Raw genomic sequence first — 25,794 nt, 5'->3', positions numbered from 1 at the left:
TGGCGCGGTGACCAGAATCCTCGGCATCGACCCCGGTTCGCAGCGGACCGGCGTGGGCATCATCGACGTCGACGCCAGCGGCAAGGCCACGCATGTGTTCCACGCGCCGCTGAACCTGATGCTGGGCGAGGCCGCGGAGAAGGGCCACTTCCCGCAGCGGTTGAAGTTATTGCTCGACGGCCTGTCCGGGATAATCGACGCCCACCGGCCGGACGAGGTCGCGATCGAGCAGGTCTTCATGGCGCGCAACCCCGATTCGGCGCTCAAGCTGGGCCAGGCCCGCGGCGCCGCGCTGTGCGCGGTGGTGATGCGCGACCTGCCCGTGCACGAATACGCGGCCAAGGAGATCAAGCTGGCCCTGGTCGGCAAGGGCGGCGCGGACAAGGTGCAGGTGCAGCACATGGTCGGCATCATGCTCAACCTGAAAGGCAAGCTGCAGGCCGACGCGGCCGACGCGCTGGCGGTGGCGATCACCCATGCGCACGTGCGCGCGAGCGCGCGGCGATTGGGCGTGAACGTACGCGAGGCGTGGAGCAGGAAATGAATCTCGTCGCCTTGAAAAATGTGCTGTTCCCCCCTTTGAAAAAGGGGGGCAGGGGGGATTTGCTTTCGGCTTTTCGTAGGAGCGGCTTTAGCCGCGAGCTCTTGCCTTTCGTGAAGATCAAGAGCTCGCGGCTAAAGCCGCTCCTACGAAAAGCAAGATCAAGAGCAAATCCCCCTGTGTCGCCCTTTTCCAAAGGGGGAAAAATCAAGAGCGAGGGTGCGCGGTGATCGGACGCTTGAAGGGAATCCTGCTCCACAAACAGCCGCCGTGGCTGGTGGTGGACGTGCACGGCGTCGGCTACGAGCTCGAAGCCCCGATGAGCACGTTCTACGACTTGCCGCAGGTCGGCGGCGAAGTCTCGCTGTTCACGCATTACGCGCAGAAGGAAGACAGCGTCTCGCTGTACGGCTTCCTGAGCGAATCCGAGCGCCGGCTGTTCCGCGACGTGCAGCGGGTCAGCGGCATCGGCGCCAAGATCGCGCTGGCCGTGCTGTCGGGCGCTTCGGTCGACGAATTCGCAAGACTGGTGCAGACCGGCGACGTAACCGCGTTGACCCGGATTCCGGGCATCGGCAAGAAGACCGCCGAACGCATGGTGGTGGAACTGCGCGACCGCGCCGCCGACCTGATCGGCAGCGGTTCGCCGGTGTCGATGGGCAAGGGCCCAGCCGACCCGCTGTCCGAAGCGATCATCGCCCTGCAACAACTGGGCTACAAGCCGGCCGAAGCGCAGCGGATGGCGAAAAACGCGGCCGCCGATGGCGATGCCCCCGAAATCATCATCCGTAAAGCGCTACAGTCCGCGCTTCGTTGAATCCGGAAGGCGCCATCCGCCCGCCGGATGCGACCAGGAAGCCCATGGCCACCCCGCAGAACCATTCCGCTACAGGCAATTCCCACGCTCACGGCAAAACCGGCTTGCCGGCGCTGGTGGTCGGCGCGATCGGCGTGGTGTTCGGCGACATCGGCACCAGCCCGCTGTACACGCTGAAAGAGGCGTTTTCGCCCCATTTCGGCCTGGTCGGCAACCACGACACCGTGCTGGGCATCCTGTCGCTGGTGTTCTGGGCGCTGATGATCGTGGTCACGGTGAAGTACGTGACCATCATCATGCGCGCCGACAACAACGGCGAAGGCGGCATCATGGCGCTGATGACGCTGGCGCAACGCACGCTGGCCAAGGGCGGGCGTTCGGCCTACGTGGTCGGCATCCTCGGCATCTTCGGCGCCTCGCTGTTCTTCGGCGACAGCGTGATCACGCCGGCGATCACCGTGTTGGGCGCGGTCGAAGGCCTGGAAGTCGCGGCGCCGGGCCTGCACCGCTTCATCGTGCCGATCGCGGTGCTGATCCTGATCGCGGTGTTCTTCGCGCAGCGTTTCGGCACCGAGAAGGTAGGCAAGGTCTTCGGCCCGGTCACGATGATCTGGTTCCTGGCGCTGGGCGCCATCGGCGTCCACAACGTCATCGATGCGCCGGAGGTGCTGAAGGCGCTGAATCCATGGTGGGGCGCGAAATTCTTCATGGAACACGGCTCGCATTCGGTGCTGATCCTGGGCGTGGTGGTGCTCGCCGTGACCGGCGGCGAAGCGCTGTACGCCGACATGGGCCATTTCGGCGCCAAGCCGATCCGTTACGCCTGGTACACGATGGTGCTGCCCTGCCTGATGCTGAACTACCTGGGGCAGGGCGCGTTCGTGCTCGGGCACCCGGCCGCGGTGGTGAACCCGTTCTACGAATCGGTGCCTTCCTGGGCGCTGTACCCGATGATCGTGCTGGCGACGATGGCCGCGGTGATCGCCTCGCAGGCCGTAATCACCGGCGCGTACTCGGTCGCGCGCCAGGCGATGCAGCTGGGCTATATCCCGCGGATGCTGGTCAAGCACACCTCGCGCGAAACCATCGGCCAGATCTATGTGCCGTACATCAACTGGGTGTTGATGGTGACGGTGCTGGTGGTGGTGCTGATGTTCCGCAGCTCCACCGCGTTGGCCTCGGCTTACGGCATCTCGGTGTCGGCGACGATGCTGATCGACACCCTGCTGCTGGCGCTGGTGGCGCGCGCGCTGTGGCCGCGCTGGCGCATGTTCGTGCTGCCGCTGTGCGTGCTGTTTTTCATCGTCGACGTCGGTTTCGTGATCGCCAACGGCGCCAAGTTCTTCGACGGCGCCTGGTTCCCGGTGGTGCTGGGCCTGGCGGTGTTCACCCTGCTGCGCACCTGGCGCCGCGGCCGCGAGCTGCTGCACGAGGAAGTGCGCAAGGAAGGCATCCAGATCGACAGCTTCCTGCCCGGGCTGATGCTGGCGCCGCCGGCTCGCGTACCGGGCACCGCGGTGTTCATGACCGCGGACCAGGGCGTGGTGCCGCACGCGCTGCTGCATAACCTTAAGCACAACAAGGTGCTGCACGAGCGCAACGTGTTCCTGACCGTCGAAACGCTGACCGTGCCGCACGCGCCGCAGGCCAAGCGCCTTAAGATCGACCCGATCGGCGACGATTTCTACCGCGTGCTGATCCGCTTCGGCTTCATGGAAACGCCGGACGTGCCGCTGGCGCTGATGCGCAGCTGCGATGCCGGCGGCATCTATTTCGATCCGATGGACACCACCTATTTCGCCAGCCGGGAGACGATCGTCGCCAGCCGCCACCGCGGCATGCCGATCTGGCGCGATCGCCTGTTCGCCTTCATGCATCGCAATGCGGCGCCGGCGACGGGGTTTTTTCGCATTCCCGGCAACCGGCTGGTGGAGTTGGGCGCGCAGGTAGAAATCTGACGCTTGAGCCCTCTCCCATCGGGGTGAGGCTGCACGGCTTGCGCGCCATTGGCGCGCGTGCAGTCGAACGCCCGCGCCGTGAGCGCGGGCCGGGGCGCGGAGCGGGGGTTGGGTACGGCGAAGCGACGTTGTTTCAGCTTGCGTCGCTCCGCCGTACCCTCATCCGCCCTTCGGGCACCTTCTCCCGCAGGGAGAAGGAGAAGCCAGTCCCATCCCGCATAATGGGCGCATGACCGAAGACCGCATCATCGCCGCCGCCGCTACCCGCGAAGACGACGCCATCGAGGCCAGCATCCGCCCGAAACGGTTGGACGAATACCTCGGCCAGCAGCCGGTGCGCGAGCAGTTGTCGATCTACATCGAAGCCGCCAAGCGCCGCGGCGAGGCGCTGGACCATATCCTTATCTTCGGCCCGCCGGGCCTGGGCAAGACCACGCTCAGCCACGTGATCGCCAACGAGCTGGGCGTCAACCTGCGCGTGACCTCGGGCCCGGTGATCGAAAAGGCCGGCGACCTGGCCGCGCTGCTCACCAACCTGCAGCCGCACGACGTGCTGTTCATCGACGAGATCCACCGCCTGTCGCCGGTAGTGGAGGAAGTGCTGTACCCGGCGATGGAAGATTTCCAGATCGACATCATGATCGGCGAGGGCCCGGCCGCGCGCTCGATCAAGCTCGACCTGCCGCCGTTCACCCTGATCGGCGCCACCACCCGCGCCGGCCTGTTGACCGCGCCGCTGCGCGACCGCTTCGGCATCGTGCAGCGGCTGGAGTTCTACAGCGCCGAGGAGTTGACCCGCATCGTGCGCCGCTCGGCGAAAATTCTGGGCATCGATTGCGCAGCGGATGGCGCCGACGAGATCGCGCGCCGTTCGCGCGGCACGCCGCGCATCGCCAACCGCCTGTTGCGGCGGGTGCGCGATTTCGCCCAGGTGCGCGCCGCGGGCCATATCGACCACGATGTGGCCAAGGCCGCGATGCTGATGCTGAAAGTCGATCCTGAAGGCTTCGACGAGCTCGACCGTCGCCTGCTCAACCTGATCATCGAGAATTTCGACGGCGGCCCGGTCGGCGTCGAATCGCTGGCAGCCGCGCTCAGCGAGGAGCGCGGCACGCTCGAGGACGTGATCGAGCCTTATCTGATCCAGCAGGGTTTCCTGGTGCGCACCGCGCGCGGGCGCATGGCCTCGCACAAGGCGTATCGGCATCTTGGACTGCGGCCGAGAAAGGATTCGGGATTGGGGATTGGGGATTCGCAATCGCTGTTCGATTCCGAAGCGGATCCCGGCGATCAAGTCCGCTAAATCCCGGAGAGTGCGCTTTTGATCCCCGAATCCCTAATCCCTAATCCCCAACCCCGGCCCCCGTTCAGTTGGCCGACACGCGTTTATTGGGAAGATACCGATGCCGGTGGCGTGGTCTACCACGCGCAATACCTGGCGTTCCTGGAGCGCGCGCGCACCGAATGGCTGCGCGTCCACGGGTATGGCCAGGAACTTTTGCGCACGGAGCACGATCTGGTGTTCGCGGTGCGGGCGATGCGGATCGATTTCCGCCAGCCGGCGCGGTTGGACGACGCGCTGTCGGTAACGGCGGCGCTGGCCGAATGCCGGCGCGCCAGCCTGGTGATCGCGCAGTCGATCGATCGCGACGGATCGCGGCTGCTGGATGCGCAGGTGCGCGTGGCGGCGCTGGGCGCGGGCGATTTCCGGCCGCGCGCGATCCCCGACGCGCTGTACGCGCGGCTCAAATCGTTGCAAACCCGGCCCGTGCCGGACAATTCCCCCGAAACCAAGATTGCGGAGTGAACGGATGATTGCGATGTTGCTTGCCACGCAGGCCGCCACGGCGGAGCCCTTGCCCGAGGAAGCCGCGAACGTCGTGCAGGCCGCCGCCGCGGTGCCGCCGGAAAGCCATTTCAACATCCTGCAGCTGATATTGCATGCGAGCATCCCGGTGCAACTGGTGATGCTGCTGCTGCTGGGCGCTTCGATCGCCTCGTGGGTGATCATCTTCCGCAAGAAACGCGTGCTCGACAGGGCCGAGAACGAGGCGATCCGCTTCGAAGAACGCTTCTGGTCCGGCGCCGAACTGAGCAAGCTCTACGCCGGCGCCGCCGAACGCAACCGCGACATCGGCGGCATGGAAGCGATCTTCGAGGGCGGTTTCCGCGAGTTCAACCGCATCCGCCAGCGCCGCGGCGTGGACAGCCGCATCCAGCTCGAAGGCGCGCAGCGCGCGATGCGCGCGACCGCCTCGCGCGAGCTCGACGGGCTGGAGCACAACCTGGAATTCCTGGCCAACGTCGGCTCGATCAGCCCTTACGTGGGCCTGTTCGGCACCGTCTGGGGCATCATGATTTCGTTCCAGGGCCTGGCCAACGTCAAAGAAGCCACCATCGCCACCGTGGCGCCGGGCATTTCCGAGGCGCTGATCGCCACCGCCATGGGCCTGTTCGCAGCGATTCCCGCGGTGTGGGCCTACAACCGTTTCGCGACCAAGGTCGACCGGATCGGCGTGCGTTACGACGCGTTCGCCGAAGAGTTCTCGTCGATCCTGCAACGGCAGGCGCACCTGGACGATTGACCCTCCTCGCGCTCCCCAAGCGTTGTCGTCCCCACTGGCGTCATCCCGAGCGAAGCGAGGGACCTGCTTTCGGGGATGGAGAAAAGCAGATTCCTCACTGCGTTCGGAATGACGGAATGACAGGGCAGAAATACGCATGACCACCACACGCCGCAAACGTAAGCGCAGACTCAAGGCCGACATCAACGTCGTGCCCTACATCGACGTGATGCTGGTGCTGCTGATCATCTTCATGGTCACCGCGCCGCTGCTGAACCTGGGCGTCGACATCCAGTTGCCGCAGTCCAACGCCAAGACGGTGACCGAGCAGAAGGATCCGATCGTGGTCAGCGTGGACCGCGAAGGCCATCTGTTCCTGACCATCGAAGGCGCCAAGAACGAGGCGGTGACCACCGAGCAGATGGTGGCCAAGGTCGGCGCTTACGTGCGCAACAATCCCAAAGTGGCGGTATTCGTGGCCGGCGACGGCAATGCGCCGTACCAGACCATCTATTCGGTGCTGACCGACCTGCAGACCAAGGCCAACGTGCCGCGCGCCGGCCTGATGAGCAATCCCGCCGAGGTTCCCGCGAAGTGAGGGAAACCCGCGCCGACACGACGCAGGCGTTCGTCTACGCCATCGCGTTGCATGTGCTGCTGTTCCTGCTGGCCTTCGTCGGCCTGTGGTGGACGCGCAGCACGGCGCCCGTGTCCGCGGCCGGGCCGATGGTGGAAGCCGAACTGATCGATCCCAATGCGCTGTCCGCGCAAATGAAGCGCGTGTTGCGCGAGCGGCCCAAGGCGGTGCCGCCAGAGCCGGTGCAGCAGCCGCAGGCGGCCGAAGAGGAAGCCACGCCGCCGCCGCAGCCCTTGCCCGAACCGCGGCCGCAGGATTCGCAGGTGCCGCAACAGAACCAGGCGCAGGAACAGATCCCGATTCCCGACACGCGCGAGCAGGAGCGTGTCGACCGCGAAGCGATCTCGGCCGAGCAGCGCGAACGCGAGCAGGAAGAAAAACGCCGCCAGGAGCAGATCGATCTGACCGAACGCGAGCGCCAGCAGGAAGCCGAAGAGAAACAACGCCTCGCCCAGCAGCAGAAAGACGAAGAGCTGAAGAAGATCCGCGCCGAAATCGCCAAGGCCAAGCGCGAAGAGGATCTGGCGCAGCAGCGGCTCAAGCAATTGGCCGACCGGCGCGCGCAGCAGGCCTCGTCCGATGCGGCTTCCAGCGCCAGTCCGCCGCCGGGCAACGAGGGCGTCGATACCGATCTGGCCGCGAAATACGCTGCGGCGCTGCAGGAGGCGATCCTGCGCAATTGGACGCGGCCCGAAACCGTGCCGCTGGGACAACGTTGCCGCCTCAATATCCGCCAGTTGCCGGGCGGGGAGGTGGTCGATGTGCAGGTTTCCCCGTCCTGCCCTTACGACGAACTGGGCCGGCGTTCGGTCGAAGCCGCGGTGCTGAAGGCTCAGCCTCTGCCTTACGCCGGCTTCGAAACCGTGTTCCAGCGCAATCTCACCCTCAATTTCGAGGCCCAGGATCGCTGATGCGGAAGTCCGTCCGAGCAGGGCCCCGTTCATCTTTGAGATGAATTTCACATACAAGCTGTTTAATAGCCGGGCCCGTGGGCTCGACCCGGATTTCCCCGACCCGATGGAACCGCCGATGAAACGACCGCTGTATCTGCTCGCCGCCCTGTTCGCCCTGTTGATGCTGCCGCTGCTGGCCGCGGCGCAGGAGAAAGGGCTGGAGATCGACATCGTCGGCGGCAATGCCTCGGCTTTGCCGATCGTGGTGGTGCCGTTCCAGGGTTCGGCCGGCGAGACCGATGTCGCTGCGGTGATCCGCGCCGACCTGGCGCGGTCGGGCCAGTTCCGCGGCCTGCCCGAGCAGGACATCATCGAGCGTCCCAGCCGCGGCAGCGAGATCAATTATCCGACCTGGCGCCTGCTCAAGCAGGACTACATCGTGGTCGGTCGCGTGCTGCCCGCCGGCGACGGCAGCTTCCGCGTCGAATACGAATTGTTCGACGTGGCCAAGCAGGAACGCCTGCTCGGCTTCGCGCTGACCGCGCGCGCCAACGCGATGCGCGACGTGGCGCATCAGATCGCGGACGCGGTCTACGAAAAGATCCTGGGCGTGCGCGGCGCGTTCTGGACTCGGATCGCCTACGTCACCGCGGTCGGCACCGGCCAGGGCAGCCGATATGCGTTGATGATCGCCGATTCGGATGGTTACAACCCGCAGGTCGTGGTGCGCTCGTCCGAACCGCTGCTGTCGCCGTCGTGGAGTCCGGATGGCGGACGCCTGGCTTACGTCAGCTTCGAGCGCGGCAATTCTTCGATCTACATCCAGAACATCGCCAGCGGCAGCCGCGAATTAGTGGCTTCGTTCCGCGGCATCAACGGCGCGCCCAGCTTCTCGCCGGACGGCAGCCGCCTGGCGCTGACCCTGTCGCGTAGCGGCAATCCCGAAATCTATGTCATGAACCTGGGCAGCAAGGCACTGACCCAGATCACCAACCAGTTCGGCATCGATACCGAACCGACCTGGAGCGCCGACGGCGGCACGATCTACTTCACCTCCGATCGCGGCGGCCGTCCGCAGATCTACCAGGTGTCGGCCAGCGGCGGCGGCGCCACGCGCGTCACCTTCCAGGGCAGCTACAACGCCAGCGCCAGCGTTTCCTACGATGGCAAGAAGATTGCCGTGGCGCAGGGCGCTGGAAACGTTTACCGTATCGCCCTGATGGATCGCAGCCTGGGTTCGCCGCGCTGGAATACGCTGTCGCCGGGATCGCTGGACGAATCACCCAGTTTTGCCCCCAATGCCAGCATGCTTCTGTATGCGGCCCGCGAAGGGCGGCGCGGCGTGTTGTATGCCGTGTCGGCCGACGGCCGGGTGCGGCAGCGGCTGGTGCTGGCGGACGGCGATGTGCGCGAGCCGGCCTGGTCGCCGTACCGCCAGAAGCGCTGAAGTCGCAACGCAGGTTTTTTTCGGCAAACGTTTTAAAATTGGATTTTCCCCACGTGTGTCACGAGGATCGACGATGAACACCACCACCCGCATGATGCTGACGGCCGCCCTGGTTTGCGTTGCCGCTGTCGGCTGTTCCAAGAAGGTCAAGGAAGTCCCGCCCGCCGATACCGGCAGCACCGGCGCAGTCACCGACACCGCTCCGGTCGCCGGCGCTTACGGGCCCAACGATTTGGATACCGACGCTTGCCTGCGCCAGCGCATCGTGTACTTCGACCTGGACCAGGATTCGTTGAAGCCGGAATTCCAGGCCGCGATGTCCTGTCACGCCAAGTACCTGCGCGACCGTCCGTCCTCGCGCATCACGCTGGAAGGCAATGCCGACGAGCGCGGCAGCCGCGAGTACAACATGGGCCTGGGCGAGCGCCGCGGCAATGCCGTGTCGTCCGCGCTGCAGGCCAACGGCGGTTCCGGCAGCCAGCTGACCGTGGTCAGCTACGGCGAAGAGCGTCCGACCTGCACCGAGTCCAACGAAGACTGCTGGGCCAAGAATCGCCGCGTCGAGATCGTGTACACCGCCAAGTAATTGAGCGATGACCGATACGATGCGTCGTTCAATGGCAATCATCGCGTTCGCGGCGGCCCTGGCGGCCGCCGCGCCCGCGTTCGCGCAACGCGCCAGCCTGGCCGACCGCGTCGCCGCGCTCGAGCAGCAGGCCGGCAATAATCAGGGCAACGTCGACTTGCTCAATCAGGTCACGCAACTCAAGAGCGAAGTGCAGGCTTTGCGTGCGCAGCTGGAAGAAATCCAGCAGCAGAACGAGCAGCTGAAATCCAGCAACCGCAGCCAGTACCTCGATCTGGACGGCCGCTTGAACCGCCTCGAAGGCGGCAACAATCCGCCGATCGTGCCGGTGTCGCCTTCGACCGGCAAGGCGCCGCCCGCCAAGGCCGCGCCCGCGGACAGGCCTCCGGTCGTGCGCGGCGATGCCGGTGCGCTGGCCAAGGGCGCCGACGAGCGCAGCGCGTACAACGCCGCTTTCGACCAATTGAAGGCCGGCCAGTACGTGGAATCGGCGCGGCTGTTCTCCGATTTCCTGCAGGCTTATCCCAGCGGCGCTTATGCGCCCAACGCGTTGTACTGGCTGGGCGAAAGCTATTACGTGACCCAGAACTACGCGCTGGCGCAGGAGCAGTTCCAGGCGCTGCTGGATCGCTATCCGACCCACGACAAGGCTCCCGGCGCATTGCTCAAGGTCGGCCTGGCGCAATACGGCCTGAAGAACATGGACGCCGCCGAGCGGACCCTGGCCGAAGTGAGCCAGCGCTTTCCGGGCACCGACGCCGCCCGTACGGCGGACGACCGCTTGCGGGCGATCCAGCTGTCCCAGGTCCGCTGACCCGTTTTTCGGCTTTTCGTAGGAGCGGCTTTAGCCGCGAGCTCCTCGGCTGTCGGCGCTGACACCCGAAAAGCTCGCGGCTAAAGCCGCTCCTACGAAAAGCCTTAAAATAGACGCATGAACGCCGTTTCCGCCCCCGATGCGGCCGCCGCATCCGCGGACCGGCTGCGCATCACCGAGATATTCCTGTCGCTGCAAGGCGAGGCGCGCGACGCCGGCTGGCCCAGCGTGTTCGTGCGCCTGACCGGCTGCCCGCTGCGCTGCCAGTATTGCGATACCGCTTACGCCTTCCACGGCGGCGAGTGGTGGACGATCGACGCGATCCTCGACGAAGTCGCCCGCCATGGCGTGCGCCACGTCTGCGTGACCGGCGGCGAGCCGCTGTCGCAGAAGCGCTGCCTCAACCTGCTGTCGCGGTTGTGCGATGCAGGCTACGTCGTCTCGCTGGAGACTTCCGGCGCGATCGACATCGCCGCGGTCGATCCGCGCGTCAGCCGCGTGCTGGACATCAAGACGCCGGGTTCGGCCGAGGTCGGACGCAACCGCTGGCAGAACCTGCCGCTGCTGACCGCGCGCGACCAGGTCAAGTTCGTGCTGTGCGGGCGCGGCGATTACGAATGGGCGCGCGACGTGGTGGCCGAGCATCGCCTCGCCGAACGCTGCGACGTGCTGTTCTCGCCGAGCAAGGCGGAACTGCCGGCGACCGTGCTGGCCGACTGGATCGTCGCCGACCGTTTGCCCGTACGTTTCCAGATGCAGTTGCACAAACTGCTGTGGAACGACGAGCCGGGCCGGTGATTGCTGTTCTTCCCCCTTTGAAAAAGGGGGATTGAGGGGGATTTGCTCTTGCTGTTGTTCCTTTTTTTTGTTTTTGTAGGACGGCTTCAGCTGCGAGCTTTTCTGGCCGAAGATCAGGAGCTCGCGGCTGAAGCCGCTCCTACAAAGGCAAGAGCAAATCCCCCCAACCCCCCTTTTTCAAAGGGGGGAAAGCTTGAAGCTCCGATTCCCGATTCCCGATTCCTGATTCCCCAACATGAAACCTGCAGTAGTCCTAGTTTCCGGCGGCATGGATTCCGCCGTCGTCCTGGCCATCGCCCGCGAACGCGGCCACGCCGTATACGCGCTGAGCGTGCGCTACGGACAGCGGCACACGTCCGAACTCGACGCCGCGGCGCGGGTGGCTTCGACGCTGGGCGCCGTGCAGCACAAGACGGTGAACGTCGACCTGCGCTCGATCGGCGGCTCGGCGCTCACCGACGACATCGACGTGCCGCTGGACACGGACCAGCATCCGGTCGGCGCCGCCGCGGCCAAGGACGACATCCCGGTCACCTACGTGCCGGCGCGCAACACCATCATGCTGTCGGTGGCGCTGGGCTGGGCCGAGGTGGTCGGCGCCAGCGACATCTATTGCGGCGTGAATGCGGTCGATTATTCCGGCTACCCGGATTGCCGCCCGGAGTTCGTAGAAGCCTTCGAGCGGTTGGCCAATCTGGCCACCAAGGCCGGCGTCGAGGGCGCAGGCCTGCGCGTGCGGGCGCCGCTGCAGCACATGAGCAAGGCCGACATCGTCCGCGAGGGTCTGCGCCTGGGCGTGGATTTCGCGCAGACCGTGTCGTGCTACCAGGCCGATGCGCAGGGCCGGGGCTGCGGCCATTGCGACGCCTGCCGCCTGCGCGCGGAAGGCTTCGCGGCGGCCGGCGTAGCCGATCCCACGCATTACGTCGCTTAGGCGCAGTGCGTTAGAATATCGGGCCGCCGCAGTCCGCGGCGCGTCCTCATCCCCTGCGATTTCGGGCAGGCGAGGGGGTCGGCCGTCGCGCGATGCGCCGAGTCGATCTGTTCACAAGTGGGTCGTTAGCTCAGTCGGTAGAGCATCGGACTTTTAATCCGCTGGTCGATGGTTCGAATCCATCACGACCCACCATCTAATCGCCGCATTGCGCTTCTCTCCGCCGAAGCCGCAGGGGGTCTCCATACCTGTCTCGGCCTTCTGTCGCCACGATCTGCCGCCGTCGGCCAGTCGATCGCTGGTGCGCCTTGATCCCCCGGTCGGCCCTGACCGACGTGCGATCGCGTGCGGCCGACACCTTCAAGGCCGATTGCGTCTCCGTCTGCGACTTCGCATCGCCGCGCTCCTGGTACGACGAGCCGCCTTGGTCCCGGGCCACGGCGAAACGGCCGGCGATGGCCGCCGCGCATTCGGCACGAATGCAATATTCGGTTATCGAGCGAAAGCTATCGGGATTGTGACCGGTCTCACAATTCCATACATTGCGTCCCGCTGAAGCAGGGCCGTCCGGCACCTGCGATATGCGATCAGTGCGGCACCGTGGGCGTGACTGGCCATGGACTTAAGAGGTCAGATCCAGCCCATGCCGCCAACCGAATGCGACAAAAATTGTCGGTTAAATCATTCAGTTTTAGTTAAATCAGCTTTAACTGTTGGCATGCTTTGTGCGTGTAAGGTTTTGTGCATCTAGTCACATTTTCATTGTGACGTGTAACATTTTTGCAACGTTAAATGGCTCCATGAATTCAGGGGATGTCTTCGGACGTTAATTATCTGAAGACTGCTTAAACGTCAAAGCGCGGCCATTGGCTTCGCTTGTTGGGGGGTGGCGTGGTCTTACATCTGGGTAGCCTGCCGGCGGCCGTGCGTCGCTATGTCGTCGCGTGTGCGCTGATTCTGTTCGCGCTTGGCGCAAGCCATGTAGCCATGGCGCAGAACGCGGTCAACACCGCTACCGTCGCGCCTCCGGCCGGCGTCGTCGATCCCGAGGGCGGCAACGACTCGGCGACGGACGACGATCCGATCGTAGCGGCGGCGCCGCAGCTCACGCTGGCCAAGACCCACACCGGCAATTTCAATGTCGGCATCAACGGCGTCTATACGCTGACCTTGAGCAATACCAGCGCAGCGCCGCCGATCGGCGCGCCGACCGCCGGCACCCTCACGGTCGAGGACACGCTGCCTGCCGGCTTGAGCTTCGTTTCTGCGACAGGTGCGGGCTGGACCTGCGCCGCAGCCGGACAGGTCGTCACCTGCACCACCAATGGCGTCATCAACCCGGGCGCGTCGGCGCCGGCGATCACGCTCACGGTCGCGGTGGATGCCGCAGCCGCGCCGAGCGTCACCAATACGGCGCGCGCCAGCGGCGGCGGCGACACCACCTGTCCGCCCAGCGGCGCCACGCAGGCGCGCTGCAATCCGAGCGATCCGACCACGGTGAGTTCGGTGCCGGTGATCAATTTCTGCGCGGCCAATACGGTCTACAACGTCACCCAGTCCACCTCGGGCGCGACGACCACAGGCGGTTTCTATAGTTTCGGCCTCAGCGGTTCCGATAGCCATGTAACGGGGTTGAATTTGCCCGTCACTCCGGCGGCCAACTTCAACGCATTGATGGTCGATCCGGTCAGGAACCGTTTGTTGGTCATCAGCTACACGGGCCTCAGTCCGAACGGCAACGCCCAGTTGTGGGCTTACGATCCGGCCAACGGCGGTTGGTACCAAGCCGCGCCGTTGCTGACTGGCGTGGCCGATCTGCCGCGGGCGGCCATGAGCCCTTCCGGTATCGGCTACCTCATGGCCGGCAACAACAATACGCCGCAAGTCTGGAGCGTCACCGCTAACGGCGCGTTCGATTACACGATCGCCTCGGAAGGCCTGTTGTCTTTCGACGTCAACCCGACCGCTACCGGCTCCGGCGATATGGCCTTCGACGCGGGCGGCAACGCCTGGATGAGCGCCGGTCAGGATATCTACAAGATCGATATCTCGACGCTGGACGCGGTGCGCCAGCAGCGTCCGTTGCTGAATGGTTCGCCGAGCTCGATCGCATGGGCCGGCGTAGCTTTCGGCAGCGACGGCCGGCTGTATCTGGCCACCAACAACTCGGCCGACACCTACTATGCGCTGGACTTCGCGACCGGCGCGCTGACGCTCGCCGGTTCCAACGGCGACAACCAGGCGCGCGATCTGGCGTCCTGCGCGTTCCCGGCCGAACCGCAACCGGGGCAACTGCAGGTCGAAAAGAGGCTCGGCCTGATCAACGGCGCGCCTGCCGCGGCCGGTGCGACCGTCAAGCCAGGCGACGTGCTGACCTATCACATCGACATCGAACATATCGCCGGCGATATGGCGGCGACGCTGTTCCCGGGCGATATCGTCGACAGCCCGCTGCCGGTGAACACGACCTATGTCGCTGCAGGCAACGACTTCACCTGTGCGGGCAGCAGTTGCAGCAACACGAACACGATCAACATCGCGGCCGGCACGACCCAGACGCTGGACTTCGTGTCCCGGGTCGACGACCCGCTGCCGGCCAACCTCGCCAGCATCACCAATGCGGTGACGGTGAGAGGCGTGAACTGCGCCGCAGCCGGCAACAAATGCACCGAGACCACGACGGTCGCGCCAGCGGTGACGGTGACTAAAACGTCGAACCCGGCGAGCAACACGACCGTAAGCCCGGGCGACACGATCACGTACACGTTGACGGTGAACGTCGCCAACTCGGCGACCACCGGCGTCGTCACGCTGACCGATACGCTGACCGCAGGCCAGACGCTCGGCACGCTTCCGGCTGGTTGCACGCCTGCCGGCCAGGTCGTGACCTGCACGCTCGCCGCAGGTTCCGTGCCGGGCAGCTACACTTTCGTTTATCCAGCCACGGTCGATGCGAGTGCGACCGGTTCGATCGGCAACAACGTCGTGCCCAGCGGTCCCGACAATCCGACTTGCGCGGCCGGCGCCTGCGCCACCACGCATACGATCGTCGCGCCCGTCGTGACGGTGGCGAAGGCGTCCAATCCCGCCAGCGGCACGACCGTCGCTCCCGGCAGCACGATCCAGTACACGCTCAGCGTCACGGTCGCCAATTCGGTCACGACCGGCGCGGTCACGTTGACCGATACGTTGACCGCGGGCCAGACGCTCGGCGCGCTTCCCGCGGGCTGCACGCCTGCGGGCCAAGTCGTGACCTGCGTACTCGCCGCCGGTGCATTGCCCAGCGGCAGCCCGCATACGTTCGTCTACAGCGCCACGGTCGATGCGAACGCGACCGGCTCCATCGGCAACAACGTGGTGCCCAGCGGTCCGGACAATCCGACTTGCGCGGCCGGCGGCTGCACGACGACGCATACGATCGTGCCGACCGCGGTGACGGTGTCGAAATCGTCCAATCCGGCCAGCGGCAGCACGGTCGATCCGGGCGACACGATCCAGTACACGCTGACGGTGAACGTCGCCAATTCGGTGACCACCGGCGTGGTCACGCTGACCGATACGTTGAGCGCGGGCCAGACGCTCGGTGCGATGCCGGCCGGCTGCACGCCCGCCGGTCAGGTCGTGACCTGCACGCTCGCGGCGGGTTCGTTGCCGGGCAACTACACCTTCACCTATCCGGCGACGGTCAATGCCGACGCGACCGGTTCGATCGGCAATGCCGTCGTGCCGAGCGGTCCCGACAATCCGACCTGCACCGTGGGCGGTTGCACGACGACGCATACGCTCGTCGCGCCGGGCGTCACCGTTTCGAAGGCGTCGAATCCGGCCAGCGGCACGGTCGTGAATCCGGGCGACACGATCCAGTACACGCTGACGGTGGATGTCGTCAATTCGGCGACCACCGGCGCAGTCACACTGACCGACACGCTGTCCGCGGGCCAGACGCTCGGCGCGCTTCCCGCAGGCTGCACGCCTGCGGGCCAGGTCGTGACCTGCACGCTCGCCGCCGGCGCCTTGCCTAGCGGCAGTCCGTACACGTTCGTTTACAGCGCCACGGTCGATGCGAACGCGACCGGCGCGATCGGCAACAACGTCGTACCCAGCGGTCCGGACAATCCGACTTGCGCGGTGGGCGGTTGCGCGACTACGCACACGATCGTCGCGCCGGCCGTCACCGTTTCGAAGGCATCCAATCCGGGCAGCGGCAGCACGGTCGATCCGGGCGACATCATCCAGTACACGCTGACGGTGAACGTCGCCAATTCGGCGACCACCGGTGCGGTCACGCTGACCGACACGCTGACGGCGGGCCAGACGCTCGGCACGCTTCCCGCGGGCTGCTCGCCCGTTGGCCAGGTCGTGACCTGCACCCTTGCCGCCGGTTCGCTGCCGGGCACTTACACCTTCGTCTATCCGGCGACGGTGAATGCCGACGCGACCGGTTCGGTCGGCAATACCGTCGTGCCCAGCGGCCCCGACAATCCGACTTGCGTCGCAAGCGGTTGCACGACCACGCATACGATCGTCGCCACGGCGGTGACGGTGTCCAAGGCGTCGAATCCGGCCTCCGGAACGACGGTGAGCCCGGGCGACACGATCCAGTACACGCTGACGGTGAACGTCGCCAATTCGGCCACCACCGGCGCCGTCACGCTGATCGATACGCTCAGCGCCGGACAGACGCTCGGCGCGATGCCGGCCGGTTGCGGTGTTTCCGGCCAGGTCGTGACCTGCACGCTGGCGCCTGGCGCATTGCCGAGCGGCAATCCGCACACGTTCGTCTACAGCGCGACCGTCGACGCGAACGCGACCGGCTCGATCGGCAACAACGTCGTGCCGAGCGGTCCGGACAATCCGACCTGCGCTGCTGCCGGATGCGCGACGACGCATACGATCGTGCCGACCGCGGTGACGGTATCGAAATCGTCGAATCCGGCCAGCGACACGACCGTCGATCCCGGCGACACGATCGGCTACACGCTGACGGTGACCGTCGCCAACTCGGCGACTACCGCCCCGGTCACGCTGACCGATACGCTCAGCGCGGGCCAGACGCTCGGCACGATGCCGGCTGGCTGCTCGGCGGCGGGGCAGGTCGTCACCTGCGTGCTTGGTGCGGGCGCTTTGCCGGGCAGCTACAACTTCGCCTATCCGGCTACCGTCGACGCGAACGCGACCGGCTCGATCGGCAACAACGTGGTGCCGAGCGGCCCGGACAATCCGACTTGCGCGGCAGGCGGCTGCACGACCACGCATACGATCGTGGCCACGGCGGTGACGGTGTCCAAGTCGTCGAATCCCGCGAGCGGCAGCACGGTCAGCCCGGGCGACACGATCCAGTACACGCTGACGGCGACGGTCGCCAATTCGGCGACCACCGCAGCGGTCACGCTGACCGATACGCTTAGCGCGGGCCAAACGCTCGGCGCGATGCCGGCCGGCTGCACCGCGGCGGGCCAGGTCGTGACTTGCACGCTCGCCGCCGGTTCGTTGCCGGGCAACTACACCTTCGTGTATCCGGCGACTGTCGATGCGAATGCGACCGGCGCCATCGGCAACAGCGTGGTGCCGAGCGGGCCGGACAATCCGACTTGCGCGGCCGCCGGCTGCACGACCGGGCATTCGATCATCGCGCCGCAGGTGACGGTGACCAAATCGTCGAATCCCGCCAGCGGCAGCGCGGTCAATGCGGGCGACACGGTCACTTACACCGTCACGGTGGCGGTCGCCAATTCCGCGACCCTCTCGCCGGTGGTGCTGACCGATACGATCAGCGGCGCCCACAGCCTCACCGGTACGCCTACCGTACCGGCCGGCGGCGCCTGCTCGACGACTGCCAACGGTTTGCAGTGCACGCTCGCCGCAGGCTCGCTGCCGGGCAACTACGCCTTCGTCTACCAGACCGTCGTCGCGGCCACGGCCAGCGGTGCGATCGGCAACAACGTCGCAGCGACCGGCGGCAGCACGACCGATCCGGACTGCACGAGCTGCGCTACGCAGCACCCGATCGCCGCGCCTGTCGTGCAGGTGTCCAAAACCTCGACGCCCGGCAACGGCGTCGCGGTGAACATCGGCGACACGATCCAGTACACGCTGACGGTGACGGTGGCCAATGCCGCGACCACGCAGCCGGTGACGCTGACCGATACGCCCGGAACGGGCCTGACCATCGGCACCCTGCCGGCCGGTTGCGCGAGCAGCGGCGGCACGATCGTTTGCACGTTGCCGTCCGGATCGGTGCCGGGCACGTACAGTTTCGCGTATCCGGCCACGGTCAACGCCGACGCCAACGGCAACGTCTCCAATGCGGTCGCCGCCGACGGCGGCAGCAGCGGGGGCCAGCCGGAGTGCGCGTCCTGCACCACGCAGCATGCGGTCGTCGACGCGGCGCAATTGCGCATCGTCAAGCAGGCCAGCCCGCGCGACGTCAAGATCGGCGACCTGGTCCGCTACACCCTGACCATCGAGAACGTCGGCGCGGCCAACATCAGCGACGCCACGTTGATCGATACGCCGCCGGCCGGCTTCAGCTACGTCGCGAACTCGCTGGCGGTGGCCGATGCCGATGGTAACGGCCGCCTGGTCGGCACCTATCCGATCCGCGTTGACCAGCTCGACGTGCGCGCCGGCGAGCACGCCACTGTGGTGTACCTGCTGCGCGTCGGCGCCGGCGTGCGTCCGGGTACGCACGTCAACCGCGCGCGCGCCGAAGATGGCGGCCGCATCGTCTCGAACGAAGCGACCGCGGAAGTGCAGCTGGTCGCCGATCCGCTACTCGACGAATCGCTGCTGATCGGCACCGTGTTCGACGACCGCGACGGCGATGGCTGGCAGGATCGCGCCAGCCTGAGCGGCGTGCGCGTGCAGGGCGGCTTCGCGCCGGGCGCCTACGTGGCTGGTTCGACCACGGTCGACCGCGGCGACGGTCCGGTAACGCAGGCCGATGCCAGCGCGCCGCTGCTGCACGGCATCGATATCGGCGAGATCGCGGGACGCCAGTCCGACGCCGAGCCGCTCGACGCGCATACCGTCGTGATCGGCCAGACCTTGAACGCGCTCGCCTTCAGCGACGACTTCGTGCTGACCAACAAGCAAGGCGTGACCGTGCGCATGGATGCGGCCGGCAACACCCGCGTCGAACGCAGCAGCGATGCGGCTAAGGGCCTGAGCGGCGCCGATCCCAAGGTCGAGCGTCGCGTCAGCCAGGTCGGCGACGGTTATCGCGTCGACTACGTCATCCGCAATGCCGGCGTCGACGAACGCGGCATACCGGGCGTGCGCATCGCATCGGTGGAAGGCTTGCTGATAGAGACCGATCAGTTCGGCCGCTACCACCTGGAAGGCGTGGCTGGCGGTCCGTGGGAGCGCGGCCGCAACTTCATCCTCAAGCTAGATCCGGCCACGTTGCCGCCGGGCAGCGTGCTCACCAGCGACAACCCGCTGGTGCGTCGCCTCACGCCGGGCATTCCGGTGCGCTTCGACTTCGGCGTCAAGCTGCCGTCAGGCCTGATCGAAGGAGGCGAACAGGCCGTCGAGATGGAGCTCGGTGAGGTGATGTTCGATGCCGGCAGCGCCGCGTTGCGCAGCCAGTACGCGCCGGTGATCGACAAGATGGCCGAGCAGGTGCGAGCGCACGGCGGCGGCCAGGTCGTCATCGCCGCGAATGGCGAAACGCAGGCCCTGGCCTACGACCGCGCCAAGGCGGTGCGTGCCGCGCTGCTAGAAAAACTCACGCCGGAACAGGCGCAAGCGCTGAGCGTGGATCTGCGCGCCGATGTCGAAGACCCGGACAGCTCGCTGCTGGCGCTCGGCGAATCGGCGGTGCTGGGCACGCTGCTGTTCGACACCGACCAAGCGGCGATCAAGCCCGAGTACGCGCCGTTGATCGACAAGCTCGCGGCCGATATCGAAAGCCGAAAGGGCGGTGCGATCGCAATAGTCGGCCATGCCGACCGGCGCGGCGCCGACAGCTACAACGCCGCGCTCGGCCTACGCCGCGCCAAGGCGGTGTACGAGGCGATCGCCGCCAAGCTCAGTCCGGAGGCGCGCGGAAAACTGCGCGTAGACATCAGCGACAAACCGACAGCCCCTGTCGGCACACGTGGCCAATAAGGGGCGATGACGACCATGAAAATGAAACTGCTCGATTACACCCTGATCTGCCTGCTGGCCGGCGTTTCGCCGCTGGCGGCCGCACAGGAATCGTCATCGCCGCAAGGCGCCAACGGCAAGGCCGACGCATCGCAGAACGCGAACAAGGTCGATTGCACTGGCGTGACCTGCGTGTCCGACGAAGGCGTGCTGCTGCGCGTGCGCACGCGCGGCGAACGCCAGCCGGTCGCGCCGGATAACACGGCATCGTCGCAGGCCTTGCAGCCGGACCGCCGCGTCACCGTGCAGGCCGAAGCGCCGGGCAAAGCGGTCGCGATCGGCAAATGGTCGGTGCAGCTGCCCAATGGCGGCGTGATCTGGGCGACCGAAGATCCCAGCCTGGGCCAGCCGGAACTCAGCGTCTCCGCGCCGAGTTTCGTCGCCTTCGACGGCAGCCGCGTCGCGCAGCCGGTGCAGTTCTATGTCTACAACAACTATCCGGATTTCATCAAACGCGCCGAGATCGCGATCTTCCGCGCGACCGATGCGGACCTGGTGACGCCGCTAGCCGTTGTGCCGCTGCAAGCGGGTGCGGTCAGCAGCGCCGAATGGGACGGCGCCCTGCCGCAAGGGCTGGCGTTGCGCGCCGGCGACGAACTGCAATACATCGTCCGCGCTTACGGCCAGGACGAGAAAGCGGTGGACGAGACCTATCCGCGCCGGCTGCAACTGGTCCGTCCGGAAGAAGCCGAGCGCGGCGCGCAGCAATTGCGCGGCGAGATCGAAAGCAAGTTCGGCACCGCTTTCAGCCTGGCGCAGGCGGAGCAGCAGAGCCTGATCGACGGCGCGTTCGGCGAAAACAGCCTGCGCCAGCAGAATATCGGCATTTACGGCTCGCGCATTCGCATCCAGGGCCGCAATATTCCGGACGGCTATTCGCTGACCATCGACGGGCAGAGCCAGCCGGTAGACCTGGAACGCAAGCTGGTGGCCGAGTATCTGGTGCCGATCGGCCGTCACCGTTTCGATATCGAAATGCAGGGCCCCGACCAGCGCAAGATCGAACACACGCTGGATATCGACGTCAGCGGCCGCTACATGTTCGCGGTCGCCATCGCCGATCTCACCGCCTCGCAGAACGACGTCAGCGGCTCGGTGGAACCGTTGGCCGCGGACGACCGCTTCGACGACAGCTTCCTGCTCGAGGGCCGCCTCGCCTTCTACCTGAAGGGCAAGGTCAAGGGCAAATACCTGATCACCGCGCAGGCCGATACGCAGGAACGCGAAGTCAGCGAATTGTTCAGCGGCTTCTGGGATGCCGACCCGCAGGACATCTTCCGTCGCCTGGATCCGGATTTGTACTACCCGGTGTACGGCGACGATTCCACCACCTACCGCGACGTCGACACCCAGGGCCGCCTGTACGTGCGCGTCGACTGGGACAAGAACCAGGCGCTGTGGGGCAACTTCAATACCGGCATCACCGGCACCGAATACGGCCAGTATTCGCGCGCGCTGTACGGCGGCGCCTTCAGTTGGCGTTCGCAGCGCAATACCGTGTTCGGCGCGCCGGGCAGCGAGTTCCGGGCGTTCGGCTCGGAAGCGCAGACCGCGCCCGGGCATAGCGAGTTCATCGGCACCGGCGGCAGCCTGTATTACCTGAAGCATACCGACGTCCTGCCCGGCTCGGACCGGCTGGTGCTCGAGATCCGCGATGCCGGCACCGGCCGCGTCGAGAACCGCGTCGAGCTGCTGCGCGGCGCCGATTACGAAATCGACGAACTGCAAGGCCGTGTGCTGCTGACGCGTCCGCTGGCCCAGGTGACGCGCGAGAACATCCCCACGCTGACCCGTGACGCGCCGCTCGACGGCTTCACCCAGGTGCTCCTGGCCGATTACGAATACGTGCCCACCGGTTTCGATCCGGATGAACTGACTGCGGGCTTCCGCGGCAGGCACTGGTTCGGCGACCACGTCGCGGTAGGCGCGACCTATGTCGACGAAAACCGCGCCGGCGAGGATTATTCGCTGAAAGGCGCCGACATCACGCTGCAGGCAGGGCGCGGCACGTATCTCAAGTTGGAGCAGGCCAAGTCCGAATCGACCAGCGTGCCGGTGTTCTTCTCCGACAACGGCGGCCTCAGCTTCACCGAAATCAACTCGGGCCTGGGCGCCCGCGACGGCGATGCCAGCAGCGTGGAAGGGCGCGTCAACCTGAAAGAACTGGGCTGGACGAAGCGCGACTGGTCCGCCGGCGCATGGTGGCGCCAAGCCGATGCCGGCTTTTCGGTAGCGCGCTTCGACCAGGGTTACGACATCGAAGAGCACGGCGCCGAAGTGCTGGGCCTGGTTACCGACGATTTCCAGGTCTATTCGCGCTACAGCCGCGCCGAACGCGGCCTGGAATCGCTGACCCAGGCGCAGTTCACGGGCGAATGGCGCATCGATGGCGGCAGCACGCTCAGCGGCGAATTGCGCAGGATCGACGAGGACCAGAATGCCGGCGACGCGATCGGCACGCTGGCCGCGATACGATACCTGCGACGCATCGGCAGCAAGCTGGAACTATACGGCACTGCGCAGGTGACGATCGACGACGACAACGGCAAATACGCCGACAACGATGCGTTCACGCTCGGCGGCAAATACCTGTTCGGCGACCTGTCGACGGTCGGCGCCGAAGTCACCAGCGGCGATCGCGGCGACGCGGCGCAAGTGAATGCCGAATATCGCCTGTCACCGGAGCATTCGCTGTACGGCGCCTACACGTATTCCACCGATACCACCGAATACGACCCGCTGTTCAACAACCGGCTCAATCCCGGCTGGACATTGGGCCAGCGTTGGCGCTTGTCGAACCAGGTCAACCTGTTCAACGAAAGCCAGTACCTGAAAGCACCGAACGAATCCGGTCTGGCGCATACCTTCGGCATGGATTTCTATCCGGGCCAAGGCTGGAACACGGGTTTCACGCTCCAGACCGCCGAGCTCGACAACGGCGCCGGCCAAGTCGATCGCAACGCGATCAGCGTCAACGGCGGCCGCACCTCGGTCGACACGCAGTGGCAGAGCAAGCTGGAATGGCGCCGCGACACCGGCGCCGAGCGCCGCGAGCAGTGGGTCACCACCAACCGTTTGCTGCACAAGGTCAACGAAAGCTTCCGCGTCGCCGCACGCGTGAACTATTCCGAGACCGAGGACCAGCTGCTGGCCGCGGCCGGCGCCAAGTTCGTCGAAGGCAACCTCGGTTTCGCCTGGCGTCCGTTCGACACCACGCGCTGGGCGCTGCTCGGCAAATACACGTACTTATACGACGTGTCTTCGCTGCAGCAGGTCGGCGACAACGTGGCGTTTTACGACCAGCGCAGCCAGGTGCTGTCGCTGGAAGGCGTGTACAACCCCGACAACCGCTGGGAATTGGCCACCAAGCTGATGCGCCGCGAAGGCGAGGTGCGTTTCGGCCGCTTGAGCGGACAATGGGCCGACGCGGCTGCGACGTTCGCCGCAGGCCAGGTCCGCTACGAATTCGGTGACGATTGGCACGGTCTGGCAGAGTACCGTTGGCTCGATGTGACCAGCGGCGGCAGCCGGCAGGGCTTCCTGGTGGGGATCGACCGCGACATCGGCGGCAATTTCCGCATCGGCGTGGGCTACAACTTCACCGATTTCAGCGATGATCTCACCGATTTCGATTACGACCACAAAGGGTTCTTCCTCAACATCGTAGGAAAGTACTGATGTCCGGGCACGCAATGCAGAACACGATCTCCGAAACCGTCTCGCGCCGGCGGCGCTGGCGCACGCTGGTTGCGTGCTTGCTCTTGGCCGCATTGTGGGCGGCGGCCGCGCCGGTCTTTGCCCAGGCGCGCAGCTTCGCGCGACGCTTCCCGGCGCCCATGGCGCAGCCGGTGACGGTGCGTGGCAATATTGCACTGATCGGCAATACCAGCTTGAGCTGCCCCGGCACCTGTACCGCGCAGAACGGCGCGGGCCGCAACAACGGTACCAACATGACCGCGGTCGACGTCGATACGGACGGCACCACGACCAACTCAAGCACCGCCACGCTGAATCTGCCGGCCGGCTCCACGGTGCTGTTCGCCGGCCTCTATTGGGCGGGGCAGACCAGCACTGCGGCCGCTCGCAACAGCGTGCTGTTGCGGACGCCGGCCAGCGCCGGCTATGCCACGGTTTCGGCCACGAACACGGACGTCATCAGCAACGCTTATCAGTCATTTATCGACGTTACAACAACCGTCGCCGCGAGCGGCAATGGCGCCTACACCGTCGCCAATGTCGGCCTGACCCCCGGGGATGGGCAGTGGGCCGGCTGGACGCTAGTGGTCGCCTATCAGAACGCCAGCGGCGATCTGCGCAACCTGTCGGTCTTCGACGGCTTCCAGCTCGCCGACGGCGTCAACTCGACTATCGACGTTGAGGTCAGCGGCTTCATTACGCCGCGTGCACCAAATCCGGTCAACAGCGACATCGGCCTGGTGACCTACGACGGCGACCGCGGCCAGAACGATGCCGGATCGAGTACGGCGTCGCTGCAGTTCGGTCCGAACGATACCAGTCTCACGCCGGTGTCCAACGCGGTCAATACGGTGTTCGACGTTTTCAACAGTACGATCAGCGTTGACGGAACGAACGTGACCGCCGGACGCGTGCCTAGTTACACGAATACGCTCGGCATCGACATCGATGTGTTCCGGCCGAACACGCCGTTGCCGAACGAATCGTCTAGCTTAGTCGCGCGCATCCGAGGCTCGAGCGGCGACGTCAACTATCCCGGCATCATGACCATCGCCACCGACGTGTTCGAGCCGGAAGTGGTCACCAACTTCAGCAAATCCGCGACCGACGCCAACGGCGCGCCGTTCCGTCCAGGCGACGAAGTCACCTATTCGGTCAACGTCGCCAATACCGGCAACGACGACGCCGAGATCGTCGTCGTCACAGATCCGTTGCCCGCCGGCGTGACTTTCGTGCCTGGTTCGATCGTGGTGACCAACGGGCCCAACGCAGGTCCCAAGACCGACGCCGCCGGCGACGACCAGGTCGAGTTCAACGGCAGCCAGATCGTGTTCCGTGCTGGCGTCGGTGCCAATAGCGCCGACGGCGGCGTCTTGGAGCCGTCGCCCACGCCCACACCGACCTCTGCGACCACTATCGAGTTCAAGGTCACGATCAACCCAGATGTGGCCAACGGCACTTCGATTGCGAACGTCGCCAGCATCGGCTACAGGTCGAAGAGCACCGGAATACCGCGCACCGGCAACACGCCGCCGGCGTCGTTCACCGTGGTGAACGAAGCCAACTTGCAGATCACCAAGACCAACACGCCGGCTAACGGCCCTGCCGACGGCAGCGCCGATACGGTCGCGGCCGGGTCGAGCGTGGACTACAGCATCGTGGTCACCAATTTGGGCCCCAGCGCGGCGAACGGCGCGGTCGTGCGCGATCCGGCACCGACGGGTTTGACGTGCGCAACCGCCGTTTGCGGTTCGGCAACGAACGGTGCGGTTTGCCCGAGCGCTACCGGCGCCGCATTGGTTTCCGAACTGCAATCCGCAGCCGGCACCGTTATTCCGACCATGCCGTTGAACGGTGCCGTGACCTTCACGCTGACCTGCACCGTGGCGCCTTAATCGGCCAGCATCTGGATCGCCGAATGCGGGTGAAGCTTCCGGGCGGCAATGCCGCCCGGAACC

16 protein-coding genes and 1 tRNA gene are annotated in these 25,794 nt (G+C 65.8%); all 17 read left to right on the top strand.

Features of this window, described 5'->3' with window-relative positions; all coding sequences use genetic code 11:
* Positions 1-7: 7 nt before the first annotated feature.
* Entirely contained in the window at positions 8-544 is a 537-nt protein-coding gene (ruvC, locus tag M2650_RS07715) for a crossover junction endodeoxyribonuclease RuvC (protein WP_249473058.1), read from the top strand.
* A 223-nt stretch (positions 545-767) separates the two neighbouring features.
* The gene (gene ruvA / locus M2650_RS07710; protein WP_249473056.1) at positions 768-1,358 is read left to right on the top strand and encodes a Holliday junction branch migration protein RuvA; all 591 of its coding nucleotides are present in this window, start codon (positions 768-770) and stop codon (positions 1,356-1,358) included.
* A gap of 44 nt (positions 1,359-1,402) precedes the next feature.
* On the top strand, positions 1,403-3,316 hold the full coding sequence (locus M2650_RS07705) for a potassium transporter Kup (RefSeq protein WP_249473053.1): 1,914 nt from the start codon (positions 1,403-1,405) through the stop codon (positions 3,314-3,316).
* A 229-nt stretch (positions 3,317-3,545) separates the two neighbouring features.
* Positions 3,546-4,619: a Holliday junction branch migration DNA helicase RuvB gene (ruvB, locus tag M2650_RS07700; RefSeq protein WP_249473051.1), complete on the top strand. Its 1,074-nt coding sequence runs from the start codon at positions 3,546-3,548 to the stop codon at positions 4,617-4,619.
* An 18-nt stretch (positions 4,620-4,637) separates the two neighbouring features.
* Positions 4,638-5,123 (top strand): tol-pal system-associated acyl-CoA thioesterase, encoded by a 486-nt coding sequence (gene ybgC / locus M2650_RS07695; RefSeq protein WP_249473049.1) that lies wholly within the window; start codon positions 4,638-4,640, stop codon positions 5,121-5,123.
* A gap of 4 nt (positions 5,124-5,127) precedes the next feature.
* On the top strand, positions 5,128-5,901 hold the full coding sequence (gene tolQ / locus M2650_RS07690) for a protein TolQ (RefSeq protein WP_249473046.1): 774 nt from the start codon (positions 5,128-5,130) through the stop codon (positions 5,899-5,901).
* 136 nt (positions 5,902-6,037) lie between these two features.
* Complete coding sequence (locus M2650_RS07685) at positions 6,038-6,478, top strand: ExbD/TolR family protein (RefSeq protein ID WP_249473044.1); 441 nt, start codon at positions 6,038-6,040, stop codon at positions 6,476-6,478.
* Positions 6,475-7,428, top strand: a complete 954-nt coding sequence (gene tolA, locus M2650_RS07680; RefSeq protein WP_249473041.1) for a cell envelope integrity protein TolA — start codon at positions 6,475-6,477, stop codon at positions 7,426-7,428. Before M2650_RS07685 ends, tolA begins: the two co-directional genes overlap by 4 nt.
* A 118-nt stretch (positions 7,429-7,546) precedes the next feature.
* Entirely contained in the window at positions 7,547-8,857 is a 1,311-nt protein-coding gene (gene tolB / locus M2650_RS07675) for a Tol-Pal system beta propeller repeat protein TolB (RefSeq protein WP_249473040.1), read from the top strand.
* Between the two features lie 73 nt (positions 8,858-8,930).
* Complete coding sequence (gene pal / locus M2650_RS07670; protein ID WP_249473038.1) at positions 8,931-9,443, top strand: peptidoglycan-associated lipoprotein Pal; 513 nt, start codon at positions 8,931-8,933, stop codon at positions 9,441-9,443.
* Between the two features lie 19 nt (positions 9,444-9,462).
* Positions 9,463-10,257 carry a tol-pal system protein YbgF gene (ybgF, locus tag M2650_RS07665; protein ID WP_249473035.1) on the top strand — a complete coding sequence of 265 codons (795 nt, stop codon included), beginning with the start codon at positions 9,463-9,465 and terminating at the stop codon, positions 10,255-10,257.
* Positions 10,258-10,374: 117 nt separating this feature from the next.
* Entirely contained in the window at positions 10,375-11,055 is a 681-nt protein-coding gene (gene queE, locus M2650_RS07660; protein WP_249473033.1) for a 7-carboxy-7-deazaguanine synthase QueE, read from the top strand.
* A gap of 235 nt (positions 11,056-11,290) precedes the next feature.
* Positions 11,291-11,989, top strand: coding sequence for a 7-cyano-7-deazaguanine synthase QueC (queC, locus tag M2650_RS07655; RefSeq protein ID WP_249473031.1), 699 nt, complete (start codon positions 11,291-11,293; stop codon positions 11,987-11,989).
* Positions 11,990-12,108: 119 nt separating this feature from the next.
* Positions 12,109-12,184, top strand: a tRNA-Lys gene (locus M2650_RS07650).
* 792 nt (positions 12,185-12,976) lie between these two features.
* The gene (locus M2650_RS07645) at positions 12,977-20,101 is read left to right on the top strand and encodes a DUF7927 domain-containing protein (protein ID WP_249473029.1); all 7,125 of its coding nucleotides are present in this window, start codon (positions 12,977-12,979) and stop codon (positions 20,099-20,101) included.
* A gap of 6 nt (positions 20,102-20,107) precedes the next feature.
* On the top strand, positions 20,108-23,818 hold the full coding sequence (locus tag M2650_RS07640) for a hypothetical protein (RefSeq protein ID WP_249473026.1): 3,711 nt from the start codon (positions 20,108-20,110) through the stop codon (positions 23,816-23,818).
* The gene (locus M2650_RS07635) at positions 23,818-25,731 is read left to right on the top strand and encodes an isopeptide-forming domain-containing fimbrial protein (protein WP_249473025.1); all 1,914 of its coding nucleotides are present in this window, start codon (positions 23,818-23,820) and stop codon (positions 25,729-25,731) included. Before M2650_RS07640 ends, M2650_RS07635 begins: the two co-directional genes overlap by 1 nt.
* Positions 25,732-25,794: the final 63 nt, after the last annotated feature.

The sequence above is a fragment of the Luteimonas galliterrae genome (assembly GCF_023374055.1).
Classification (GTDB): domain Bacteria; phylum Pseudomonadota; class Gammaproteobacteria; order Xanthomonadales; family Xanthomonadaceae; genus Luteimonas_C; species Luteimonas_C galliterrae.
The sequence above is the reverse complement of the archived record's forward strand: the minus strand, read 5'-3'. Positions and strand labels throughout refer to the sequence as shown.